Annotated in this window: 13 protein-coding genes, 1 pseudogene and 1 riboswitch; of the genes and pseudogenes, 6 read left to right on the top strand and 8 right to left on the bottom strand. The window is 68.5% G+C overall.

The genetic code is table 11. From position 1 onward, the window contains the following. Positions 1-74 precede the first annotated feature (74 nt). The 4 genes from CDO81_RS20645 to CDO81_RS20630 all read right to left on the bottom strand — a co-directional run bounded on the left by CDO81_RS20645 (position 75) and on the right by CDO81_RS20630 (position 5,155). Entirely contained in the window at positions 75-1,256 is a 1,182-nt protein-coding gene (locus tag CDO81_RS20645; RefSeq protein ID WP_088485129.1) for a TniQ family protein, read from the bottom strand. Between the two features lie 88 nt (positions 1,257-1,344). Further along, entirely contained in the window at positions 1,345-2,190 is an 846-nt protein-coding gene (locus CDO81_RS20640) for a TniB family NTP-binding protein (RefSeq protein ID WP_158218366.1), read from the bottom strand. A 156-nt stretch (positions 2,191-2,346) separates the two neighbouring features. Next, positions 2,347-4,317, bottom strand: coding sequence for a Mu transposase C-terminal domain-containing protein (locus tag CDO81_RS20635; RefSeq protein ID WP_144397331.1), 1,971 nt, complete (start codon positions 4,315-4,317; stop codon positions 2,347-2,349). Next, on the bottom strand, positions 4,277-5,155 hold the full coding sequence (locus CDO81_RS20630) for a TnsA endonuclease N-terminal domain-containing protein (protein WP_088485285.1): 879 nt from the start codon (positions 5,153-5,155) through the stop codon (positions 4,277-4,279). The genes CDO81_RS20635 and CDO81_RS20630 overlap by 41 nt, the downstream gene beginning before the upstream one ends. 5 nt (positions 5,156-5,160) lie before the next feature. On the opposite strand from CDO81_RS20630, the pseudogene CDO81_RS20625 reads away from it, so the two are divergent. After that, positions 5,161-6,468: pseudogene (locus CDO81_RS20625) on the top strand (YifB family Mg chelatase-like AAA ATPase); the annotation flags it as partial. Between the two features lie 4 nt (positions 6,469-6,472). Here the strand turns inward: CDO81_RS20625 and CDO81_RS20620 are convergent. Further along, a complete protein-coding gene (locus CDO81_RS20620; protein ID WP_088485125.1) occupies positions 6,473-9,649 on the bottom strand; it encodes an EAL domain-containing protein in 3,177 nt (1,058 codons plus the stop codon). A 103-nt stretch (positions 9,650-9,752) separates the two neighbouring features. Further along, positions 9,753-10,373, bottom strand: coding sequence for a glycine zipper 2TM domain-containing protein (locus CDO81_RS29165; protein ID WP_088485124.1), 621 nt, complete (start codon positions 10,371-10,373; stop codon positions 9,753-9,755). Between the two features lie 248 nt (positions 10,374-10,621). Between CDO81_RS29165 and CDO81_RS20610 the strand changes: the two genes are divergently transcribed. After that, positions 10,622-13,129, top strand: a complete 2,508-nt coding sequence (locus tag CDO81_RS20610; RefSeq protein WP_158218364.1) for a sensor histidine kinase — start codon at positions 10,622-10,624, stop codon at positions 13,127-13,129. Here the strand turns inward: CDO81_RS20610 and metH are convergent. Next, positions 13,126-15,822 (bottom strand): methionine synthase, encoded by a 2,697-nt coding sequence (gene metH, locus CDO81_RS20605; protein ID WP_088485122.1) that lies wholly within the window; start codon positions 15,820-15,822, stop codon positions 13,126-13,128. The two genes, CDO81_RS20610 and metH, sit on opposite strands and share 4 nt — an antisense overlap. 22 nt (positions 15,823-15,844) lie before the next feature. After that, positions 15,845-15,911: riboswitch (S-adenosyl-L-homocysteine riboswitch) on the bottom strand. A gap of 75 nt (positions 15,912-15,986) precedes the next feature. On the opposite strand from metH, the gene CDO81_RS20600 reads away from it, so the two are divergent. Then, positions 15,987-17,195, top strand: coding sequence for an HD-GYP domain-containing protein (locus CDO81_RS20600; RefSeq protein ID WP_088485121.1), 1,209 nt, complete (start codon positions 15,987-15,989; stop codon positions 17,193-17,195). Positions 17,196-17,202: 7 nt separating this feature from the next. Here CDO81_RS20600 and CDO81_RS20595 read toward each other — a convergent pair whose 3' ends face one another. Next, positions 17,203-17,835 carry a TetR/AcrR family transcriptional regulator gene (locus CDO81_RS20595; RefSeq protein WP_241517081.1) on the bottom strand — a complete coding sequence of 211 codons (633 nt, stop codon included), beginning with the start codon at positions 17,833-17,835 and terminating at the stop codon, positions 17,203-17,205. Between the two features lie 100 nt (positions 17,836-17,935). On the opposite strand from CDO81_RS20595, the gene CDO81_RS20590 reads away from it, so the two are divergent. From CDO81_RS20590 to CDO81_RS20580, 3 genes are all read left to right on the top strand, one after another. Further along, positions 17,936-19,312 carry an NAD(P)-dependent oxidoreductase gene (locus CDO81_RS20590; protein WP_088485119.1) on the top strand — a complete coding sequence of 459 codons (1,377 nt, stop codon included), beginning with the start codon at positions 17,936-17,938 and terminating at the stop codon, positions 19,310-19,312. Next, the gene (preA, locus tag CDO81_RS20585) at positions 19,305-20,612 is read left to right on the top strand and encodes an NAD-dependent dihydropyrimidine dehydrogenase subunit PreA (RefSeq protein ID WP_088485118.1); all 1,308 of its coding nucleotides are present in this window, start codon (positions 19,305-19,307) and stop codon (positions 20,610-20,612) included. Before CDO81_RS20590 ends, preA begins: the two co-directional genes overlap by 8 nt. 124 nt (positions 20,613-20,736) lie before the next feature. Then, on the top strand, positions 20,737-22,236 hold the full coding sequence (locus CDO81_RS20580) for a CoA-acylating methylmalonate-semialdehyde dehydrogenase (protein ID WP_088485117.1): 1,500 nt from the start codon (positions 20,737-20,739) through the stop codon (positions 22,234-22,236). Positions 22,237-22,350 lie beyond the last annotated feature (114 nt).

Genomic DNA, 22,350 nt, shown 5'->3' with positions numbered 1-22,350 from the left:
CAGAGGTCGGCTGGCACTTCGCCTATGGGCTCAGTTTGCCACCGGAGTCCGCATCGGTGCCGTCCCTGAGGTCGTCACCCGAGGGTGCATCCTGTGTCTTGCGGCGACGCACGGTAGCAAGGCACCCCCAGTTCCCTCATGCGCCTGCCAACTCGCGCACTGCTGCTGGTCGCCATTCCGAGCAACCGGCAGACTTCGCTGGCGCGGGCGAAGCACCCGCCATCGATGCGCAGCTGGTGGCGTATCGCCTCGTCCAACTCACCATCGCTCGCCGTGTACATCGTCCGGTCCAGGTGGTCACGCACGATGCTCCAGTACCAGAAGGGAGCGGGGGCTCGCACCGACGTGCTGAAGCGCAGCAGACTGCGGCTGGAGAACCCGCGCAGCGACAGCCCTCGAATGAAGTCATCCACGCCCCGGCAGAGCAGGCGTTCGAACGCTTCCAGCAACTGGGCCCGCTCGAAGACGCTTCGCCGCTCAAAGCTGCCGTAGCGCTCCGCCGTGCTTTGGACGAAGGTGGGCACGTCAAGCTCGAGTTCATCCCATACCGCCAGGGCGTCACGAGGATCGTCCAGCAAGGACCAGATCATGGCCGCGCCGGCAAAGAAGGACAGGCCATGCACGGACTGACCCTCGAGGGCGGTGTGGCCCTTCTGAAGCGCATCGGTCAGGCGAGCTTGCGCGGCAATCAACGGCGGTCCGGCCCCCCCAATGCGAGAGCGCCGGCGGTCGGCGCCGCAAGCCTGACACCGCACGATGCCCGAGCTGCCCAGTTCGCGAAGCGCGCCGGTCCGCCAGCGATGCGGCGCCACGGGTGAATTGCAGCGGTCGCACCGGTCCAGCAGCAGGCAGCCGTGTTCCGGGCACGCGACGGTGAAGGCCAGCCGCCACACCAAGCGAAGGTGCGGCGCCTCATCCGTGGCCAGACACAGCGGGCAGTACTGGACCCCATAGCCGTCGCGCAGCGTGCATCGCTTGATGATCGGCAGCACCCATCGTGCCGTGCCTTGCCTGGGAAGCTCTCCCCAGAGGACCCCTTCGTAGGATCGCAAGGTGCCCGCAGCCAGGGTTCCCAGCGGCTGGCCCGCGGCGACCGCCACCGTGTCCAGCAGATGCTCCCAGGCACCCCGGTCGACATCCTCGGCGAAGACCTGGCGGCCCCGGCCCATGAGCCAAAAGCCCAGTTGCTGTACTGACATGCCATGGGCATCGGCCAGGCGGATGAACCACGAGCTGAACGCCTCGCCCGCGATCATGCTGCGAGTGACCGGTAGTGCCCGGCGTCTCAGTGCCTCACCGTAGATCTGCCCAGGCCAGAGCTCTTGCTGCTCGGCCGCCACGCCGCTACACCGGGCGCTGGTGACGCAGGCTTGGAATGACCCACCGGATCTGCTTGAGTCCCTCCGGCTTCAGGTCGGCCTCGACGATCTGCTCCGCGCCCGAGCGCAGAGCCTTCTTGGCCAGTTCACGCACCAGGTCGTGCATGTGTCCGAGGATGCCGCCCGTGTTGGCGATGATGAGCTTGGCCATGCCTTCGGTACCGAGGTTGGACGGCTTGCGCAGGCCCAGCTTCGACTCAAACGAGGCCAGCAGGCTCAGTGTGTTCTGGTCGTTGGCTTTCCATCTCGGTAGATGTTCGGCGGGGAAGCGGTTCGCGATCTCCTCGTTGGCCGAGAGCACGTTCAAGCCTTCTTCCACCGCAGCAATGACCATCGGTATCTGGAGATAGTTGCCCAGGTACTTGAGGCCGTTGAGCGCCTTCTTCTGACGGTCATGGCTGCCCGCTTGGTAGAAGCCGAATTCGTCGATGGCCAGCAGCTTCACGCCGAGCCCGACGAACACCGCCTGGATGCGGGAGATCTTGTGCTCGGTCGGCTCGCGGGGCGAGCCCTGTATGCAGAGCAGTCTCAGCACGGCGTCCAAGAGGCGGTCTTCGTCCGGGACCGGCGGCGCCTGCATGAAGAACACCGGAATCTTGATCTCCGGGCGCGAGGGACTTTGCTGGTAGTCGGGAGGCAGCACGTTGTGCCGGCGCTGCACGTTGCGCAGGATGCTGGTCTTGCCGTTGTACGAGGGCGCGATCACCGCGCAGCTGGTGACGCGGTCCGAGTAGGGCGTGTCGAGCAGGTCCTCGATGCGCGCGCGGATCTGGACGGCGCGGTCGTAGCCGATCCAGAAGGGCCGCTTCAACAGCCTGAGCCGGGTCTCGAGATCGAGCGCCTCAGGCTCCGCCGGCTCCTGCGGTGCAGGGCTGTTCCCCGCGTCCGGACGTCGGCCAAACGCCTGCCCAAAGAGCTCCTTGGGCTCTTCGCCTCCATTGCCCATCGCACCCCCACGCCGGTCGCATCAATAGTCTTCGATCTCGTCAAAGGGCTTCGCCGCCCGGCCTGCGGGAGCCGAAGTACTGGCTCCAGCGCCGCCCAACCCGGGAGTGGCATCCCCATCTGCCGGGGTGGGGCTGGCCGGCTCTGGCAGGTCGCCTGGGTGACCTACCGCCTGCGGACCGAACTCCGGCTGCGGCGATTCTCTGCGACGAACGGCGTCCCGCTGGTCGCGGGTGTAGCGGCCGCGCTTGACCGCCGCCGTCAAGGCCGACTCGCTTTCGCGCACGGCCACCATATCGTTGCGCGCCGCCATGATGGTCTGCTCGTCGACCTCGCTACGGCCCATCTCCTTGAGGTAGCGCTTCACCCGATCGAGCTCCCAGATGCTCATGTGGGGGTTGGAGAGCGTGCGATACGGGATCGGGTAGTACTGGTCGGTCTCCGGATCTTTGAAATAGATGACCGCGATGTCTCGCGGGTCCCGCTTGAAGAGGAACTGCCTGGCCCGCCGCGGGTTGCTGGGATCACGGGCTCCGACCCATCGCCGCAGCACGTCGTGCGAGTAGTGGATGTCGTCGACCTGGACACCGTACTGCTGGATGGTGCGTTCGAACTGGGGCAGGAAGTCCAGGTAAAGCCGACGCTCGTCCGCCTCGATTCGTAGCGATCCCGTCGGCAGGCCGCTCTCGCCGGTGAGGCCACGCTTGAACACGATAAGCGGCGGCGTGTCATTGAGGCCGGAGTGCGGTCGGTTGTGATAGTCCCCTAGGATCAGGTGGGCGAGCCAGCGCTCGAAGGCCGGCAGCGAAAAAACGGCCTTGCCTTCCGAGTCGTACTCTTCCCTCTCGACGACATTTGAGAAGGTCGTGCCGGGCAGAGCATGGATCTCCGACATCAGCGTGCCCATGTAGCGCTCGATGTAGGCGCCATGCTGCGGCTTGCGCTTCTTCCGAAAGCGCAGGTCGATATGGTGCACATCGCAGACCGCTTGCAGGGAATTGCCACGGAACTCCTTGGCGTTGTCGGCGTGCACGACGCGCGGCAGGCCCTGGCACGGATAGTCGTAATCGACGCCCAGCTTGGCCATCCACTCCTGCTTGTTCCGGATCGCATGCGTGAGGCACAACCCCGTGCCCAGCATGCCCGGCGGATCGAAGCTGATGTAGTAGCCGACGCACATCCGGCTGAAAACATCGATGGCGACGGTGATCCAGGGTCGGCCGATGGGAATTCGGTACTCGCCGTCGACCAGCTGGATGTCGACCCGCGTGTGATCGATCTGCACGAAGGCATAGGGAAAGTTGCCGCCCTCCAGGCTTGCCTTGTTCAGGCGCTGCTTGTTCGACCGCCGGATTTGCCCACGCCCTCGGGACAACTCGCGCTGCTCGCACATCAGCAGCCGGCCCCTGAAGGTGTCCATGGAGGGCGTCGGCAGGCCTTTGAGCTTGCAGCGTCGATCGAGTTCTCGGTGGCTTTGTGCCGGTGACGGCCGCTCCTGCGTGCGATGGAACGTTCGGATGACACTGCGCATCAAGGCCTCTGCGCGCATGCTAAGTCGGGTCTTGCCGGCGTCATTGCGAGACTTGCGGTAAAGGTCAATGACTCGGCCGGACCTCGAGAAGTTGTCGATCCAGCGATAGAGCGTTGAAGGGTGGACTTCAAACTCCTCGGCCACCTTCTTCACGACGGCCTCTCCGCCGCCGAGCTCGAACACCCGTTCAACCGCCGTGGCCTTGTCCCGGGCGGCCTCCCACCGCTCGTCATTGACCTGCTCGGGTGGCACGTCATGTGAGTCGTCGTCGGCGGAGGCGACTGGACGGAGATCGGCGAGCGCAACCGACTTGCGCTTGAAGCTCTCACGATGCTCGATGAGCACCATGTCGGCCGTCCGAAGCTTGACGATGATGTAGGCCTCACCGTCGGCCAAGGAGACGAGGGCGCCGGGCCGGATCTCAACGACGCCAGTCATTGTCCGGTTGGCGCCAATCAGCACGGTTGTCAGGCCCGCCCAAGTTCAACATGCCGCTGCCGGCGTCGCCGACTCGCCACGACACCGTATCCAGCGTCAGTGGGACGAGCAGATCGCACTGGAAGACGTAGTCCGCATAGAGATTCCACATCCAGGGGATCACGTCACCGCGCGTAGCGACATCCTTGACCCGGTGCAGCAGCTCGCGGGGAGTGAAGTCGTCGTTCGAACGCTTCACCGCCCAGATGAGCCGATCGACGATCTCGCGATCCTTCGCCGACCGAATCATGAATCGCGGCCCGCGATAGCCCAGGAGGAACTCCACGTTCTCCAAGAACTGCGGATGGATGCGGTCCTCCGTCAGGATCCGAAAGCGGAAGCCAGATTCACTGAGGAACGAGCGCGCCGCCCGGAGCTTGGGCTTGAGATCTGACCATTCTTCTGCGAGCTGCTCCTTGGTCTTGATCTCGAACGCGGTCGGCGCGTACTTCGGTCCGTCATCGAGGAAGACGTCGCTGGAGATCGCGAAGCAGTCAGGCGTGTAGTGGCTTATCCTGCCGTTGCCGAGTCGGTAGGGCACCTTGAACGGCTGTACAACGAAGGTCTCAACCGAGTAGTCCCACTCCATGAGCTTGTAGAACTTGCGTTCGACGTCGGACTCATGGGGGACGTGGCCGCCGGCCTTGAAACAGTGAACGTGCCCCTTCGTTCCACGGTTGGACGTGGACGGCTGACGAACCATCGGGAAGATCGATGCGCCAATCTTGTTCCGGGGAACCGCACCGTCCGAGGACGCGAGCGCCTGCACCAGGCGTTGGCGCCTCAGCCGGAGCTCCTGAATTGCGGCCTCGCGAATATTCATCTGATAACTTCGCAAATATAAACCCTCCTGTCAAAGGTGGCCGGTTCGACCTGCCCATGGCCTTGGGCCTGCTCGCGGCCAACGGCCAGATCGACGCCGCCCGGCTGGCCACGTTTGAATGCGCCGGGGAGCTGTCCCTGGCGGGCGAACTGCGCCCGGTGCGCGGCGCGCTGGCCATGGCCCTGGCCTTGCGGCAGGCAGGCGGCGCGCAGGAACTGCTGCTGCCACCCGCCAGCGCCAGCGAAGCGGCCCTGGTGGAAGGCCTGGTGGTGCGCCAGGCCCGGCACCTGCTCGACGTCGTGGCCGCACTGCAGCCCGACGGCGAAGCCCTGCCGCGCGCCACCGCCCTGCCCCGCCAGGCCCAGGCCGGGTTGCCGGACCTGGCCGACATCAAAGGCCAGGCCGGCCCGAAGCGCGCGCTGGAGGTGGCTGCTGCGGGTGGCCATTCGCTGCTGATGACCGGGCCGCCGGGCACGGGCAAATCCATGCTCGCCCAGCGCCTGCCCGGCCTGCTGCCGCCCCTGGGGGATGACGACGCCCTCGCCTCCGCGGCCGTGCTGAGCCTCGCGGGCCAGTTCGACCTCGCCCGCTGGGGCCAGCGGCCGTTCCGGGCACCGCATCACTCGGCCTCGAGCGTGGCCCTGGTGGGCGGCGGCTCGCCGCCGCGGCCGGGCGAGATCTCGCTGGCCCTGCATGGCGTGCTGTTCCTGGACGAACTGCCCGAGTTCCAGCGTGCCGCACTGGAAGCCTTGCGCGAGCCTCTGGAGACCGGCCGCATCCTGATCTCCCGCGCGGCCCGGCAGGCCGAGTTTCCCGCGCGCTTCCAGCTCGTGGCGGCCATGAACCCCTGCCCTTGCGGCCATCTCGGCAACCCGTTGCGCGCCTGCCGCTGCACGCCTGACCAGATCGCCCGCTACCAGGGCCGGCTCAGCGGCCCATTCCTGGACCGGCTCGACCTCGTCATCGACGTGCCGGTCATCCCCCCGCGCGAGCTTCAAGACCTGGCCACGGGCGAAGCCAGCGCGGCGGTGGCTGCGCGCGTGGCCAAGGCTCGCGAGCGGGCGCTGGCACGGCAGGGCGTGGCCAATGCGCAACTGGCCGCGCAGGACCTGGCGGCCCATGCCGAGTTGCAGCCCGCAGCGCGCACGTTGCTGGACCGGTCGGCCGAGAAGCTCGGCTGGTCAGCACGCAGCTTTCACCGCGTACTGCGCGTGGCCCGCACCGTGGCCGACCTCGCCGGCAGCGACACCCTGGCCACGGCCCACGTGGCGGAGGCCATCCAGATGCGCCGAGGGCTGCCCGCGGCGGCCTGAAGCTTCAGGCGGCGGCCGATGCCTCGGGCCGGTGCCGACGCCGCTCGTGCCCGGCCGACCAGCCCTGCACCCAGCGCAGGAAGTCATCCTGCGCCATCGGCCGGCCGAAGCCGTAGCCCTGCAGCTCGTCGCATCCCAGCGCCGCCAGCGCGTGGGCCGCGGCCAGGGTCTCCACCCCCTCGGCCACCACGCTCAGGTGCAGCGTGTGGCCCAGGCCGATGATGGCCTGCACGATGGCCCGCGCGGCCTCGTCGTCCAGCATGCCGCGCACGAAGGACTGGTCGATCTTGAGCTTGTCCAGGTCGAAGCGCTTGAGGTAGGCAAAGCTCGAATAGCCGGTGCCGAAATCGTCGATGGACACCAGCACGCCGAGCGCTTTCAATGCCGCGAGCTGCTGCTGAGCCTGCTCCGGGTTGTCCATCAGGTGAGACTCGGTCAGCTCCAGCTCAAGACAAGCAGGCGGCAAGCCGGCCCGTGTCAATGCGGACTGCACTTGCGGCACCAGCAGCGTGTCGGCGAGCTGCGCGACGGACAGGTTGACCGACAGATGCAGCCCGTCCAGCGCCGGCTCGATCTCGGTCATGGCCCGCCACTGCTGACAGGCCCGCTGCAGCACCCAGGCGCCGATGGCCTGGATGAGCCCGGTTTCCTCGGCCAGGCCGATGAATTCCGCCGGCGGCACGGCGCCCAGCACCGGGTTGTCCCAGCGCAGCAGGGCCTCGGCGCCCAGCAGCCGGGAGGTGTGCGCGCACAACCGCGGCTGGAAGGCCAACGTGAACTCGCCGTTGGCCACGGCCTGCCGAAGCTGCGCCTCCATGGCCTGGCGGGCCGAGATGCGCTGGTCGGTCTCCACCGAGAAATAGCGCGCGGTGTCCCGCCCGGCGGCCTTGGCCTCGTACATGGCGGCATCGGCCCGGCGCATCAGCTCGTCCTGCTCCAGCGCATCTTCGGGAAAGAGCGCGCCGCCCACGCTGCAGGAGGCATGCAGGGAATGCCCCTCGACCACCATCGGCGCACGCACCGCCGGGATGAGGCGCTGATGCACCAGCACATCCAGCTCCTCGCGGCTGCCCACGTTGCGCAGCACGATGACGAACTCGTCCCCGCCGAGCCGGCTGACGGTGTCTTCCCCGCGCACGGCCAGCTGCAGCCGGCGCGCCACCGTGCGCAGCAGCCCGTCGCCGATGTGATGGCCCAGCGTGTCGTTGACGAGCTTGAAGCGGTCCAGGTCGATGAACAGCACCGCCAGCCGCTCACCGGTGCGGCGCGCCTCGGCCAGCGCTTCGCCGAGGCGGATCTGGCACAGCGCCCGATTGGGCAGTTCGGTCAGCACGTCATGCTGGGCCAGGAAACGGATGCGCTCCTCCTTGGCCTTGCGATCGGTGATGTCGATGGCGATGCCGATGTAGTGCGCCGCCTCACCGCCGCCGCCCTCTCGCACGGCCGACACCATCAGCCACGCCGGGAAGGTGTCGCCCGACTGGCGGCGCAGCTGCACCTCGCCCTGCCAGCCGTCGCTGCCCACGTCCCAGACGGGCCCGGGCCCGTCGATGAGCGCATCCAGCGCTTCGCCCACCACTTCGTAGAACTCGTAGCCGGTGTGCCGGCAGAACGCCGCGTTCACGCTGACGATGCGCCGCTGGGCATCCATGATGGTGATGCCCTCGGATGACGCCTCGAACACCTTGGCCCAGAGCTCCAGCCGCTGCTCCATCACCTTGAGCACATTGATGGGCGTGAAGGCCGTGAGCACCGCGTCCTGGCCCTGGAACTCCAGCCGCCGCGCCGACAGCACCGCCCAGGCCGTGTCGCGCCCGCTGCGCCAGCGCACCTCGAACTCGTCCACCGCGCCACGGTCGGCCAGGCGCTGGAAGAAGCGCGCCCGCACCCCCGGCTCCAAGGCCTGGCGCCAGGGATCGCGGCTGATGTCGCCCAGCCAGGGCCGTGCGGGTTCATTCAAGTGCAGGATGTGATGGTCGGGCACGGACGTGACCATCAACGGAATGGGCGACGCCTCCAGCAGCGCCTTCTGGGCATCGGCCGCACGCGCCGTGGCCGCCAGCTCCTGCTGCACGAGCCGGTCTTCATCCAGCTGGGCCAGCATGGCATTGAAGGCATTGAACAGGCGCCCGATCTCGTCGCTGCTGTGCCACTGGGCGCGGCGGGTGTAGTCCGACGTCTGGCGCACCGCCTCGGCGACGGTCGCCAGGTCGCGCAGGGGCCGGGCGATCTGGCTGGCCACCAGGTAGACCAGCGACAGGATGGCCAGCAGCAAGGCCAGCGCCGTGCCCAGGTGCAAGGCCATCTTGCGGTAGAGCCCATCGACGCGCTGCGCGAGCAGGCGCTGCATCTGCTGCAGGCCGTCGGCCCAGGCCTGGTCCAGGGCCTGCTGGCCGTGGGCGAAGGCGTCCGTCAGGGCGGCACTGGTGGCCATATCCCGGCCCGGGTCATCCCCGCCCTTGGCCAGCGCCCGCAGCAGTCCCTCCTGCGCCTGGATGGCGTCGATGAGTGCGCGATGACGTGCGGCCAGCGCCGCCTCCAGCGCAGCATCGCCGGCCTTGCGCGCCTGCAGGAAGTCCGATTCGATGCCCTGCACCACGGCCGTCAGCCGACCGGCCACCGTCAGCAGGTCCACCTGCCGGGCTGCACCCGGCGCCCCGGTCGCCAGGGCCTGCGCCTCGTGCATGCCCTGCAGCAGCTCCGGGTAGCGCAAGGACACCAGGGACATGACGTAGTAGCTGTCCAGGTCCGGGTCGAGGATGAGGTTGGACTGGTTGGCCACCGTGGTCAGCAGCTCGCGGGCGCGGGTGGCGAGCGCTGGCTGGGGCAACCGTGCGCTGGACGGCTCGTGGACGGCGGCCAGGGCGTCCAGTTGCACCTGCATCGCCGCCGCCTGCTCGGTGGCCTTCAGGGCATCGTCGTGAGCGGCACGCGCTTCAGCCAGCGGCGAGCCCGGCCCGCTCGCCAGCGGCTGGCCGAGCAGCGCGCCCATCAGGTGCTGGCGGACAGCCTCGGTGTAGGCGGCGCCGACGACTTCCTTGCGAGTGAAATCGATCGCATCGAGCTTCTCGTGAATGAGGATGCCCGACACGTAGATGACGGCGCTGAGGTCGAGCAGATAGATCAGCGAGAGCTTGCGCCCCACGCTCAAACGGCCCAACCAGCGGACGAACTTCGACACTTTGCCTCCCCAGACGTGCAGCGCCGAGGGGCGCCGCAGTCGGGGGAGACAAGCAAATTTCAGGCCGTGAAACGGCCAAGGGGGCGCTCAGCCCCCTCGCAACTCAGCGGCGCGTGAAGCCCTGCTCGGTCAGCAGCACTTCGTCGCCCACCCGCAGACCCGGGTCAGCACTGCGCTCGAAGCGGCGCAGGCGGCCATCGGCCTCACGCATCTGGATGACCCAGACGGTATAGCTCTTCTGGTTCTTCTCGATCTCGTTGCCGGCGTAGCCGCCGCCCACGGCACCCGCGACGGTCGCGAGCTTGCGGCCGTTGCCGCCACCCACCATGTTGCCGAGCAGGCCGCCCACCACCGCGCCACCCACCGCGCCCACGCCGCTGGACTGGCCGCGCCGGGTTTCGGTGTGGATGTCGGTCACGCGGGCGCAGCCGTTGCACAGGGCCGGCGCCGCCTCACGGCTCTCCGCGACGGGCGCACGCGAGGTCTCGCGCACCGGCTGGGCACTCGCCAGGCGCTGCGTTTGCGGCTGGGGCTGCACTTGGGCCTTGGTCGGCGCGGGCACTTCAGGTTCGACAGGCGCCTGCGCCGTGACGGGTTCCACCGTCGGGGCGGTCACGGCCTGCTGCGAGCGGCCCACGGCATAGGCGCCGCCCAGCAGGGCCATCACCACGGCGACGCCGGCGACGATCTGAACGGACTTGACGGTGGCGGGGCTGGAGGACATGGCAGCCTTTGTGGTTTTGTCGAGATGAGCGTGAGCATGGCCGACCCAGGTCATCCACAATGTAGGACAAGGTCGCATCAAATGACCAGCGAGGGCCGACGCAAGGCAGTCCCCTCGTTCGAGCTAGGCGCCAGATCTAGCGGGCTAACCATAGGGCTGCGGGCTTCGGCCTCGATGGCCACGCGCGGCACGACGGACTTTGGACGGGGGCGGGAATGGAAATGCGGCTTCGGTTTCGCATGGTCTTGGTGACGGCGCTGACGTGCCTGCACGGGCTTGCGCTGGCCGCCTCCGAAGCCCCCTTCGACGCTGCAGCCTGGTTTTCCGAACGCCGCGCGGCGGCCTACCAGGACCTGCCCCGCGAGATCGCGACGACGCGCACCCAGTTCCAGCAGGCGCAACGCGCAGGCGACCGCACCGCCATGAAGCTGTGGGGCGGCTGGTACCTCAAGCTCACCGCCAGCCGTGTCCTGGTGGCGGACCTGAAGTCGGTGTATGACGCCGTGGCCGCCGACGTCACGCTGCCGAGTGAGCCGAAGGACAACGCCGCGCAGGTCTCCGCCCTTACCGGCCTGGTCCGTTATGAGACGGCGAATCGCGACCTGGCCAAGGCGGCAGAACACGCCGCTCAGGCCCTGCGGCTGGCGGACTCGTCCCCCGTGCTGGTCGCCGAAGCCCATCTGTCGCTGGCGGTCGCACGCCTGGAAGAAGCCCAGTCCTCGGCGGCAACTGCGGAGCTGGTGCAGGCGAAGGAGCGGTCGATGGATGAGATGCAGCTCATCGAGACGCGCATCCTGGAGACGCATGCCGCCTTGTATGCCGCCGCCTCGACCGACGAACTGCGCCGTGTGACGGACATGGCGCGTGAGGCCCAGGCCGACATGAATGCGCGGCGGCTGCCCTGGGCCGCGATGGCCTTCGTGGAATGGGAGGCCAACGCGCTGGCCCGCGCCGGCCGGCGTGATGAGGGTCTGCAGCGGCTGCTTGAACAGCAGCGCGCGCTCGCCCGGGACGGCATGGACGCCACGCCGCTGGTGGCCTACCGCGTGGCGCGCGCGTCGGAGCTCGCCCTGGCCCTCGCGCTTGCTTACCGCAGCTCGCCCAAGGGCAGCTTGTGCGCACCGGAGGTTCGGGGGCCGCTCGGCGTGCCGGACATTGCCGGCGCCCGCATTTCGATGGAGCGGCTGGTGGTGCTCTGCCGTGCGGCTGCGCGCGACCCGCAAGCGATCCCGGCCATCCGCGCGTTGGAGGTGCACGCCAAGGGGCCGATTGCCACTGGCTCGGCGGCCATCGAAGAGAGTCTGTGGAGCTCGATCGCCAGTGCCTACGCGCTGGTGGGCGACTTCGAGGACGCGCATCGCGCCGCCCTGCAGTACCGGCGTGCCTCACTGCGGCGGGTCGGCGAAGCCAACGAGGTGGCGCGGGCCGAGATCGAGTCGCGCTACCAGGTGACCGAACAGCGCCGCGAGAACGAAGAACTGCGCTCGCGCCAGGCCATCGAGGAGCAACGCCGGCTCTTCATGGGCGCAGGGCTCGGCATCCTGGCCGTGGCACTGCTCATCGTGGCGGTGCTGCTGCGCATCCAGACCCAGCAGCGCCGCCGGCTGGCGCTGACCTCGGCCGAACTGGCCCAGGCCAATGACCGGCTGACCAGCCTGAATGCCTCACGCAGCCGCATGCTGGCGGCGGCTTGCCACGACCTGCGGCAACCGGCGCACGCCATCGGGCTGCTCAGCGAGGTGCTCGCACATGCCGACGCGCCCAGCGCGGGCGGCTCCCTGCAGGAGCTGCGGCGTGCCGGTGCGGTGCTGGCCGACATGCTCGATGTGCTGATCGACATGACGCAGCTGGAGTCCGACCGCTACGAGCCGCGCATCGCGCCGGTGCCGATGGGCGAACTGCTGCTGGAGGTGCAGGCCCAGTTCACGCGCGTGGCCGAACGCAAGGGCCTGATGCTGCAGGTCGACGCCGCCGAGAACCTGTGGGCGCTGACCGACCGGCACCTGCTGCGGCGCATGCTGTTCAACCTGACCTCCAACGCCATCAAGTACACGCAGCGCGGCCGGGTGTTCGTGCGCTGCCAGGCGACGCCGGACGGTCTGCGCGTCGAGATCGAGGACACCGGGGTCGGCATCCCGCCGGAGAAGCGGCAGGACATCTTCAGCGAATTCGTGCGGCTGGACGCCCTGCGCGAATCGGAGCAGGGCTTGGGCATCGGGCTGTCGGTCGTTGCGCGGGCCGCGCGGCTGCTGGGGCTGTCCATCCAGCTGGAGTCGACCGTGGGCCAGGGGTCGACCTTCAGCGTGCTGCTGCCTCGCGCGCCGGACGATCTGGCCGTGGAACCCGCACCGGAGCTCCCCAGCCGGTCGCTGCACATCGTGGTGATGGAAGACGATGGCGCGATCCGCGGCGCCATGTGCAAGCTGTTGGCGGCGGCGGGCCACACGCTGCACGACTACGCCTCGCCGAGCGCGCTGCAGGCGGCCATCGACGCGGGCGAGTTGCCGCAACCCGACCTGGTCATCTCGGACCTGCACCTTGCGGGCGCCAACGGGCTGGACGCCATCGGCCGCCTGCGCGAACAGCCGGGCTGGCAGCACACGCCCGCCATCCTGCTGACCGGCGACCTGGCCGGTCGGGCCGCCTCGCGCGCGGCTGAGATGGGCGTGCTGCTGGCCTACAAGCCGCTGCCCAAGCGACGCCTGTTCGAGACCATCGCGCGCGCAACCGCGCCGGCTGAGGGCAGCGCCGCCTAACCCAGCAACGGCGCGAGGGCCCGGCGGGCGTCGGCCTCGCTCAGGCCACAGCGGGCCGCCCAGTCGGTGAGTTGGTCGTCACCGATGCGGCCGACGTTGAAGTAGGCCGCATCGGGGTGGGCGAGGTAGAAGCCGCTCACGCTGGCCGCCGGCGTCATGGCCATGCTCTCGGTCAGGCCCATGCCGATCTCGTCGGGCGCGAGCACGCGGAAGAGGTCACGCTTGGCGAGGTGGTCCGGGCAGGCCGGATAGCCCGGCGCGGGACGGATGCCGCTGTACTTCTCGGCGACCAGCTCCTCGTTGCTCAAGGACTCGTCGGCCGCGTAGCCCCAGAACTCGCGGCGCACGCGCTCATGCAGCCATTCGGCGGCCGCCTCGGCCAGGCGGTCGGCCAGGGCCTTGAGCATGATGGCGGCGTAGTCGTCGTGCGTGGCCAGGAACTCGGCTTCCTTCTTGTCCACGCCCAGGCCCGCCGTGACGGCGAACAAGCCGATGTGGTCGCCCTGCTCGGCGACGAAGTCCGACAGGCAGCGGTTGGGTCGCTTCACACCGTCCACCACCGGCCGCTCGCTCTGCATGCGCAGGCCACGCCACACCATCGGCGGCTCGCTGTGGATGGCGATGTCGTCATCGCCCGCGCGTGCCGCCGGGTACAGGCCGAACACCGCATGCGCCTGCAGCCAGCGGCCGTCGATGATCTTCTTCAGCATGGCCTGCGCATCGGCGTAGACCTTGCGCGCCTCGCTGCCGACGATCTCGTCGTCGAGGATGGCTGGGAAGGGGCCGGCCAGGTCCCAGGTCTGGAAGAACGGGCCCCAGTCGATGTAGCGGGCCAGTTCAGCCAGGTCCAGGTTCTTCAGCACCCGGCGGCCGGTGAACTTGGGCGCGGGCGGCACGCGGGCGAGGTCCAGCGGCGCCCCGTTGGCACGGGCCTCGGCCAGGCTCACCAGCGGCGTCTGCTTCTTGCCGGCATGCAGGGCACGGGTCTTCTCGATGTCGGCCTTGAGCTCGGCGATGTAGGCCGCCGCGCGCTCGTCGCTGAGCAACTCGCTGCACACGCCGACCGCCCGCGAGGCGTCGGGCACGTAGACCACCGGCCCCTCGTAGTGCGGAGAGATCTTGACCGCCGTGTGCACCCGGCTCGTGGTGGCGCCGCCGATGAGCAGCGGCGTCTTGCGGGCGGCGAAGTAGTCGTCGCGCTGCATCTCGGCGGCGACGTGCTGCATCTCCTCCAGGCTCGGCGTGATCAGGCCCGACAGGCCGATGATGTCGGCGCCCTCTTCCTTGGCCTTCTTGAGGATGTCCTGGGCCGGCACCATGACGCCCATGTTGACGACCTCGTAGTTGTTGCACTGCAGGACGACGGTCACGATGTTCTTGCCGATGTCGTGCACATCGCCCTTCACGGTGGCGATGACGATCTTGCCCTTGGGCTTGGCGTCGCCGCCGCCCTCGATCAGCAGACGCTTTTCTTCCTCGATGTAGGGCAGCAGATGGGCCACGGCCTGCTTCATCACGCGGGCACTCTTGACCACCTGGGGCAGGAACATCTTGCCGGCGCCGAAGAGGTCGCCCACGACGTTCATGCCGGCCATCAGCGGGCCCTCGATGACGTGCAGCGGGCGCCCACCGGTGGCCTTGATGGCCTGCCAGGCTTCCTCGGTGTCCTCGGTGATGAAGTCGGTGATGCCGTGCACCAGCGCATGCGTGAGGCGGGCGTTGACGTCGCCCGCGCGCCAGGCCAGGCGGGCGGAGTCGTCCTTGCCGGCGCTCTTGGCCCGGTCGGCGATTTCGATGAGTCGCTCGCCAGCGTCAGGGCGGCGGTTGAGCACCACGTCTTCCACGCGCTCGCGCAGTTCGGGGTCGAGGTCGTCGTAGACGCCGATCATGCCGGCGTTGACGATGCCCATGTCCATGCCCGCCTGGATGGCGTGGTAGAGGAAGACGGTGTGAATGGCCTCGCGCACCGGCTCGTTGCCGCGGAAGCTGAACGACACGTTGGACACGCCGCCCGAGACCTTGGCGCCGGGCAGGTTCTGCTTGATCCAGCGGGTGGCCTCGATGAAGTCGACCGCGTAGTTGTCATGCTCCTCGATGCCGGTGGCGATCGCGAAGATGTTGGGGTCGAAGATGATGTCCTCGGGCGGGAAATCCACCTCGTCCACGAGGATGCGGTAGGCCCGCTCGCAGATCTCGGTCTTGCGGGCGAAGGTGTCGGCCTGGCCTTGTTCATCGAAGGCCATCACCACGGCGGCTGCGCCGTAGCGGCGCACGAGGGTGGCCTGGCGCTTGAACTCAGCCTCGCCCTCCTTCAGCGAGATCGAGTTGACGATGCCCTTGCCCTGGATGCACTTCAGGCCCGCCTCGATGACCGACCACTTCGACGAGTCGATCATGATCGGCACGCGCGCGATCTCAGGCTCGCCGGCGATCAGGTTCAGGAAGCGCACCATGGCGGCCTGGCTGTCCAGCATGGCCTCGTCCATGTTGATGTCGATGACCTGGGCACCGTTCTCGACCTGCTGGCGGGCCACCGCCAACGCCTCTTCGAACTGGCCGGCCAGGATCATGCGCGCGAAGGCCTTGGAGCCGGTGACATTGGTGCGCTCGCCGATGTTGACGAACAGCGACCCGGCGCCGATGGCAACGGGTTCCAGGCCGGAAAGCTTCAGGGGGGGCGGCGTGAGGGTCATCGATGGCGGTCCACGGGCGGGAGATCGATGAGCGCCGTTGGAGATCACAATCCGAGCCTGGGGAAAACCTCGCAGCGCTCCTCGGATGAAGCCGGGAATTCTACGCAGCCGGCCTTCGCCGGTGCTCAAGGACCTGTCGTTCCTGCCGAACAATGCCCGGATCCATGGCCTCTGAACTCATCCCTCTCCCCGCCCGGACCCTGCGGCTGGGCATGACGCTGCCCTACGACCTGTTCGATGCCGGCGGCCAGCTGCTGTTCGCCCGCGGCCAGACGCTGCGCGACTCGCCGCTGGTGCGCAGCCTCATCGATGGCGGCGCCTGGGTCAGCGCCGAGCAGACGATGGAGTACCAGCGCGCCCGTGCGCATCGCCTGGACACCCTGGTGCTGAAGGATGTGCCGCTGGCCGACATCGCCAAGGCCGACTCCAGCTTCCGGATGGAGACACAGCCCGGCAGCCCGCCCAAGATCGAACTCGGGCCGCGGGAGGCCTGGTCGGACCTGCTGCTGCACACCCACAACCTGCTGCGCGAGAACCAGCCGGCGGATTTCCCGGCGCGGCTGGCCGGCCTGCGGGACGCGGCCCTCAAGCGATTGCATGCACACCCGGATGCGACGCTGCTGCTGCTGATCTTCGAGACCAGCCAGGAGTTCACCGACTACAGCGCCCGCCATGCACTGCTGACCCTGCTGCTGGCCGATCTGGTTGCCCAACAGCTGCACTTGCCGCCCGCCCTGCGCGAAGCCCTGCACGGCGCAGCACTCACCATGAACTACGGCGCCACCGCGGCCCACGACCGCATGGCCAGCCAGGCCGACGCCGCCACACCGGCGCAGCGCCAGGCCATGGCCGCCCACGGCGACCGCGCCGCCACGCGCCTGGCCGAGCTCGGCATCCAGGACCAGGCCTGGCTCACGGCCGTGCGCCTGCACCATGAAGCCGGCCCCGGCCCGTTGACCGGTCGCAGCGCGGGCGAGACCCTGGCCCGCCTGCTGCGCCGCATCGACATCTTCGGCGCCCGCCTCGCCCCGCGCCGCAGCCGTCCGGCCCTGAGCGGCGCCAAGGCCGCCCGCGCGGTGTTCCTGGATGAGCAGCAACAGCCCGACGAAGCCGGCGCCGCGCTCATCAAGGTGGTGGGCCTCTACCCGCCCGGCACCATCGTGCGACTCGCCAACGGCGAAGTCGGCCTGGTGTTCAAGCGCGGCTTCAGCGCCAACGAGCCGCTGGTGGCCGCCCTGCTCGGCAAGAGCGGCAGCCCGCTGAGTGCCCCGGTGGTGCGCGACACGCGCCTGGCATCACAAGCCATCGCGGCCAGCCTGGCACCGGCGGAGCTCAAGCTGCGCGTCAACCTGGAAGCGCTGCTCAAGCTCTGAAGACGCCTCAGAGTTCGAGGCTGCGCCAGATCAGGCTGGTGATGAGCTGGCGCGCGGCCTCGAAGTCGGCGTCCTCCAGGCGCGGCTTACCCATGTAGAGGGCGAACTGCGGCGCGAGGTCGGCGTAGGCCTGGGTGGACGACCAGATCAGGAACATCAGGTGCATGAAGTCGACGCGGCGGATCAGGCCCTCGTCGGCCCAGCGCTCGAAGCGCTCGACGTCGGCATGCAGCAGGGGCATCACGCGGGCCTTGAGCACGTCCTGGTAGCGCGGCGCGCCGGCCATGATCTCGCGCGTGAACACCGCGTTGCCCGTGGCGCGGTCGCGGCTGAAGCGCAGCTTGACCTCCACGTAGGCATTGAGCGCCGCCTGCGGCTCGCTGGCTTCGGTGATGGCCGTCATGCAGGCCATCCATTCGTCCATGACGCTGTCCAGCACGGCGCGGTAGAGCTCTTCCTTGCTGGGCCAGTGGTAGAGCAGGTTCTGGCGCGACATGTCGAGCACGGCCGCGATGCTGTCCAGGCTCACGCCCTCGAAACCAAAGCGGGCGAACTGGCGTTCAGCCTCGGCCAGGATGGCCTCCTGCTTGCGCAGGGTGGCGGCGCGGGGAATGCGCGTCACGGTGGCGATGTCGGTCATGCACCGCATTTTGACGTCGTGCACCAAACGGGCCCTGCGGGTTTTTACGCTTCGGTCAAGTTTTACTGGCTAGTAATGTTTGGCTGTTTTCCACCCGGAGATGCCCGTGGACTCTGCAGACCTGAAATCCGGCCGGCTCGCACCCGCCGACTACGCGAGCAACTTCGCCGATGCGCACCCGCCGCTGAACCGTACGCAGGCGCTCATCGAGGCCGAGCGCTGCTACTACTGCTTCGACGCGCCCTGCCAGACGGCCTGCCCCACGGGCATTGACATCCCGGCCTTCATCCAGCGGGTGGCGCAGGACAACGTGCGCGGCGCGGCCGATGCCATCCTGACGGCCAACCCGCTGGGCGGCATGTGCGCGCGGGTCTGCCCGACCGAAGTGTTGTGCGAGCAGGCCTGCGTGCGCAACACCAACGAAAGCAAGCCGGTCGAGATCGGGCTGCTGCAGCGCTTTGCCGTGGAGGGCTACTTCGCCAAGCCCGGCAAGCCGCTGTTCGAGCGCGCGCAGCCCACCGGCCGGCGCGTGGCCGTCGTGGGCGCTGGCCCAGCAGGCCTGGCTGCCGCGCACGGCCTGGCCTGGCGTGGGCATGACGTGACCCTCTTCGACGCCGCGCCCAAGCTCGGCGGCCTCAACGAATACGGGCTGGCCACCTACAAGGTTGCGGGGGGCTTTGCCCAGCGCGAGATCGACTGGCTGCTGTCCATCGGCGGCATCACGCCACGGCTGAACTGTCGACTCGGCCGCGACATCACGCTCGACGGCCTGCTGGCCACGCATGACGCCGTCTTCCTCGGCCTGGGCCTGCAGGGCGTGAATGCGCTGGGCATCGCCGAGCCCGAGCTGCCCGGCCTGCGCGATGCGGTGGACTTCATCGCCGAGCTACGCCAGAGCGCGCCGGAGATCGTGCCCGTGGGCCGGCGCGTGGTGGTCATCGGGGGCGGCATGACGGCCGTGGATGCCGCTGTGCAGAGCAAGCTGCTCGGTGCCGAGCAAGTCACCATGGTCTACCGCCGCGGGCCGGAGAGCCTGTCGGCGTCGCTGCACGAGCAGCACTGGGCGCAGACGCACGGCGTGACGATCCGCTGCTGGGCGCGCCCGGTGGCCGTGGAGGCCGAGGGCGGCGTGCTGCGCGGCATGCGCTTTGCCGCCACGCGCCTGGAGCAAGGCCGGCTGGTGGACACCGGCGAGCAGTTTGTCATCGAGGCCGACCTGGTGCTGCGCGCCATCGGCCAGACCTACCGTGCCGACGCCGCCGGCAGCACGCTGGCGCTGAGCCATGGCCGCATCCAGACCGACGACGATGGCCAGACCAGCCTGCCGCGCGTCTGGGCCGGCGGCGACTGCCGCGCCGGCGGCCGCGATCTGACCGTGGAAGCCGTGGAGCACGGCAAGCGCGCCGCACAAGCCATCGACCGCGCCCTGGGCCTGGGCGTTGCCCGTCACTTCGACAAGGAGGCCAGCCATGGCTGACCTGAGCACCGACTTCCTGGGCATCAAGAGCCCCAACCCGTTCTGGCTCGCTTCGGCCCCGCCGACCGACAAGGAGATCAACGTGCGCCGCGCCTTCGAGGCTGGCTGGGGCGGTGTGGTCTGGAAGACGCTCGGCGAAGACCCGCCCGTGGTCAACGTCAACGGCCCGCGCTACGCCACGCTGTGGAGCCAGGACCGCCGCGTCATCGGCTTCAACAACATCGAGCTGATCAGCGACCGGCCGCTCCAGGTCAACCTCGACGAGATCAAGCGCGTGAAGCGCGACTTCCCCGACCGGGCCATGATCGTCTCGCTGATGGTGCCGGTGAACGAACCGAGCTGGAAGGCCATCCTCGAACGCGTGGCCGACACCGGCGCCGACGGCGTGGAGCTGAACTTCGGCTGCCCGCATGGCATGAGCGAGCGCGGCATGGGCTCCGCGGTGGGCCAGGTGCCGGAGTACATCCAGCAGGTCACCGAGTGGTGCAAGAAGCACACGAAGATGCCCGTCATCGTGAAGCTCACGCCCAACATCACCGATGTGCGCTTTCCCGCGCGTGCCGCCAAGGCGGGCGGTGCGGATGCGGTGAGCCTCATCAACACCATCAACTCCGTGATGGGCGTGGACCTGGACCGCATGACCATGAGCCCGGTGACCGACGGCTGGGGCTCGCACGGCGGTTACTGCGGCCCGGCGGTCAAGCCGATCGCGCTGAACATGGTGGCCGAGATCGCCCGCGACGCCACCACCGCCGGCCTGCCGATCAGCGGCATCGGCGGCATCAGCACCTGGCGCGACGCGGCCGAGTTCATCGCGATGGGCTGCGGCACCGTGCAGGTGTGCACCGCGGCCATGGTCTATGGCTTCAAGATCGTGCAGGACATGTGCTCGGGCCTGAGCAATTTCATGGACGAGAAGGGTTACGCCAACCTGAAGGCCTTTCAGGGCATGGCGGTTCCCACGGTCAAGAACTGGAACCAGCTCAACCTCAACCACGTCCAGAAAGCGGTCATTGACCAGGACAGCTGCATCCAGTGCGGCCGCTGCCACGTGGTGTGCGAAGACACCTCGCACCAGGCCATCTTTGCCACGAAAGATGGCAAGCGGCACTTCCATGTCAACGAAGCCGAGTGTGTCGGATGCAACCTCTGCGTGTCGATCTGCCCGGTCCCTGGCACCATCTCGATGCGCGCGCTCCAGCCTGGTGAGACCGATGCCCGCACCGGACGGGTGATGGACGGGTCCTACGCCAACTGGACGACGCATCCGAACAACCCGATGAGAGCGGGTTGCGCTTGAAATCCATGCAACACAGCCACAGAGACACAGAGGCACAGACAAAGCACCCAGGCGCCAGGAGCATCACCTCCTCTGTGTCTCTGTGCCTCTGTGGCTGTGTTCCTGGGCGCTACGAGGTCACCCCATGAGTCACTACGAAGTCGGTCACTGGATCAACGGCAGCATCAGCCGTGGCACCGGCGAGCGCCGCCAGGACATCCACAACCCCGCCACCGGCGCCGTGCAGGGCACGCTGCTGCTGGGCAGCGTGGCCGACCTGGACGCGGCGGTCGCGTCGGCCACCCAGGCCGCCAAGGCCTGGAGCCAGACGCCGCCGCTGGCCCGCTCGCGTGTGCTGTTCAAGTTCCTGACCCTGCTGCAGGACCGCAAGGACCAGCTTGCCGAGGCCATCGTGCGCGAGCACGGCAAGACCGTGCCCGACGCCCTTGGCGAAGTGGCCCGCGGCATCGAGGTGGTGGAGTTCGCGACGGGCATGCCGCAGCTGCTCAAGGGCGAGTACACCGAGCAGATCGCCCGCGGAATGGACGCCTGGAGCATGCGCCAGCCGCTGGGCGTGGTGGCCGGCATCACGCCGTTCAACTTCCCCGCCATGGTGCCGATGTGGATGTACCCCATCGCCATCGGCTGCGGCAATGCCTTCATCCTGAAGCCCAGTGAGCGGGACCCGTCGGCCTCGCTGCTGATGGCCCAGTGGCTGAAGGAAGCCGGCCTGCCGGACGGCGTGTTCAGCGTCATCCAGGGCGACAAGGACATCGTCGACGCCATCCTGGCGCACCCCGGCATCGCCGCGGTCAGCTTCGTCGGCTCCACGCCGGTGGCCGAGCACATCTACAAGGTCGGCTCGGCCCACGGCAAGCGCGTGCAAGCTCTGGGCGGCGCCAAGAACCACATGGTCGTGATGCCCGATGCCGACCTCGACGGCGCGGTCGATGCGCTGATGGGCGCGGCCTATGGCTCGGCCGGCGAGCGCTGCATGGCCATCTCCGTGGCCGTGGCGGTGGGCGATGTGGGCGACAAGCTCGTCGCCGCGCTCGCGCCCAAGGTCAAGGCGCTCAAGATCGGTGAAGGCCACCAGGCCGGCGCCGAGATGGGGCCGCTGATCACGCGCGCCTCGCAGCAACGCGTGGAGCGGCTGATCGGCGAAGGCATTGAGGCCGGCGCCCAGGCCGTGGTCGACGGTCGCGGCCTGCGGGTGCCCGGACATGAAGACGGCTTCTTCGTCGGCGGCACCATCCTGGACGGCGTCAGCGCCGACATGAGCTGCTACACCGAGGAGATCTTCGGCCCGGTGCTGTGCGTGGTGCGCGTGCCCGACTTGGCCGCGGCCATCGCGCTGATCGAAGCCAACGAATACGCCAACGGCGTGGCCATCTTCACCCGCGACGGCCACGTGGCGCGCGAGTTCGTGCACCACATCCAGGTCGGCATGGTGGGCGTGAACGTGCCCCTGCCGGTGCCCATGGCCTTCAACAGTTTTGGCGGCTGGAAGCGCAGCCTCTTCGGCGACCACCACGCCTACGGGCCGGAGGCGGTGCGCTTCTACACGAAGCACAAGGCGGTGATGCAGCGCTGGCCCGATTCGACCCCGAAGGGCCCGCAATTTGCTTTCCCGCAGAACACGTGAACGCATGAACACAGCCACAGAGGCACAGCGCCACAGAGAAGGTCGGTCGACCTTCAACGTGGTGCGGTCTCTGTGACTCTGTGTCTCTGTGGCAATTGCCTTTCTGACCGGAGC

This window comes from Roseateles puraquae, assembly GCF_002205845.1.
GTDB lineage: Bacteria > Pseudomonadota > Gammaproteobacteria > Burkholderiales > Burkholderiaceae_C > Pelomonas > Pelomonas puraquae.
Note: the sequence above shows the minus strand (reverse complement) of the source record. Positions and strands in the feature narration are given on the sequence as shown.